Annotated in this window: 2 protein-coding genes; both read left to right on the forward strand. The window is 53.9% G+C overall.

The window, feature by feature from the left end; all coding sequences use genetic code 11:
* On the forward strand, window positions 1-771 hold a 771-nt coding region (locus tag B7L05_RS17565), incomplete at its 5' end, for a hypothetical protein (protein ID WP_179187261.1).
* A gap of 1,022 nt (window positions 772-1,793) precedes the next feature.
* Window positions 1,794-1,952: a Flp family type IVb pilin gene (locus B7L05_RS16760; RefSeq protein ID WP_375601271.1), complete on the forward strand. Its 159-nt coding sequence runs from the start codon at window positions 1,794-1,796 to the stop codon at window positions 1,950-1,952.
* Window positions 1,953-2,390 lie beyond the last annotated feature (438 nt).

Genomic DNA, 2,390 nt, shown 5'->3' on the forward strand with positions numbered 1-2,390 from the left:
GTCTCCTCGCGAAGCCTGAATCAGATCGCGACACTCACATCAATGGGTCCTGACCCTACGAGCGCGCCAGCCGATGCTTACGATCTGGACGTTGATCTGATCCCATCCAGCGACGACACCCGCTGGCGGCCGATGTGGGCCGACGTCTCGTATTATCCAGCTGGGATGACTAATGGCGCTTTCATCCAGCCTGATGCGCCATGCCCGACCGAATCCCGTCGGATGCGGAATTACTATAACAATCGCGCTGACTTCGTCTCCTACATCACGGGACTACGTGCGCGAGGAGGTACATACCACGATCTTGGAATGATCTGGGGTGCTCGCTTCATCTCGCCAACCGGTCTATTTCGCTCCGCCACACCGGAAACTAACGACTTCAACGATCCGGATAACCCGACGAAAATACGCGGCTTTAGCGTCAAGAAATACATGATCTTCATGACGGATGGCGAGATGGCGCCTACTTCAACAGCTTATTCGTCCTACGGTATTGAGTACCTTGACGGTCGGGTCATGGGTCAGACCGGTACCTACGACGACAATGCGCTTAAGGCGCGTCATCTTCAGCGGTTTCGCATGGCGTGCAACGCGGCGAAGTCAAAAGGCATTGACGTTTGGGTTATCGCGTTTGCGACCACCTTGACGTCTGACATGACGAACTGCGCGTCGAAGCCTGAGCAAGCGGCAGGGCTCTCCACCAACGCGGCGCTGATAGAGAAATTCAGGGAGATTGGCTCCAAAATCGGTTCTTTGCGGTTGAGCCAATAGGTTCGTTGATCCGCCCGGTATCGAACGTTGAACCTCTCTCACAGCGGGGCGGCGACAATACATTAGGAACTCCGGCGTATAAATGGCCCTGAAAGGAAGCATATGTCCAGCCGACTGGCTAAGCTGCTAAGCGCCATTGTCGCTCACAAAGTCGAGTGGCTGATGATTGCTATGCTTCTAGCAATCTCATCTCAGGGTGACTTGCTACAAGGGGCTGGCTAGGATGAAGCCACCAAACGATGGCGCTTAGACGCGGCGGCTAGCGGTCGAGCGAGTAACGCTGGCAAACCCAAGGAAGCAGAATGAGGGTGTAACTTTCTGCCACGTATGCAATTTCCCGAGCCCGCGATCGTTTGAGCCTAACGTAAGGCCCGTTCGCTGGCCTCTCAAACTCAGATATTGGCGCGGGTAGCACGAGTATAAAGGCTGGCTCTTAGAATGACTCGGCCGGTTACGCCTCCCCTTTCCGGCTCGAGTAGTCGAGTGGCTAACAATTGCTATGCTCCTCGCGGTCTCGTCGCGTGGGGAGCTGTCACAAGGGTTTGAATCAGTCAAGATCGCTCAAAAGTAGTGCTTAGGCGCGTTATGTCATGTAACAAGTCTGAGCGCGTGAGTTTCATCCGACAGCTGAACATTCTTTACTTTAATGCGGTAAGGTCCTCAGAGGAGGCTAGATGATGATTGATAAGTTCAACCTTATGCTAAGCCGATGTGCAGCTATTGTGACGGCATTACTAACTGCCGCTTTCTTGACTGTAAGTAAAGCAGACGTAGTCATTTCAGAACTGACAAAGGCATGGCTTTTATTCGCCGCAATTCAAGTTTGGGGGCTGTGTCTCTTCATGACGCTCTTTCTCAATCTTCGCTTGCTGAAGAGCAAGCCTCGATCAGTAGCGCCTTCGCGGCGCTTGTCTGGACGCCGGTAATCCGCGACCTCCCGCTTTCTGCTGCATCAGCATACGAAGCGTTAACTTGATAACCCTTATTCAGTCGCCTGACAGGGGATTGATATGAAACGGACGTTGATCGAGCTGGCCCGCAATGTGCGAGGCGCTACTGCCATCGAATACGGCCTCATCGCCGCTCTGATTGCTGTTGCCGCTATCGCCTCTATGGGGAACCTTGGCAATCAGCTGAAGAAGACGTTCGGCAATGTCAGCACAAACATGAAGGCGACCTAAACCGCCGGCTTCCATAGCGGATCAATGTAAGCTTCCGTTTGCGCGAATGAACCAACGGAAAGGAAAGCGCGAGTTGCCTGAACCTCGCCGTTCCAGCTTAAGTGATAGACATAAGCCCACGCTTTAGAGGCCATGTTGCCTGCTCAAGGCGGTAGCCGCTGATCAAGCATAGACCTAAGCGAAGTTGGCTGAGCTGTAGTGAAAGCGACGAACGATCACGATCTGCGATCTGGGCGGTTTTGATGTGAACGATACAGCACTGCGCCATTCAATCAGTCACGAGTCGCATCATCATGCGCGAAGTCGCATCAATTAACCGCCGCCCCTAACTAAGCGCCCGCTCACCTGCATCTGGATCGGCTTGGTAGCGCAGGAAGCTAGGCTCAGGACTCGTTGATCACAGCCAGAAGATGACGGTTGCAGCGAGGGCGACGGCGG

Source organism: Sphingomonas sp. TZW2008 (genome assembly GCF_002117915.1).
Taxonomy (GTDB): Bacteria; Pseudomonadota; Alphaproteobacteria; order Sphingomonadales; family Sphingomonadaceae; genus Sphingomonas.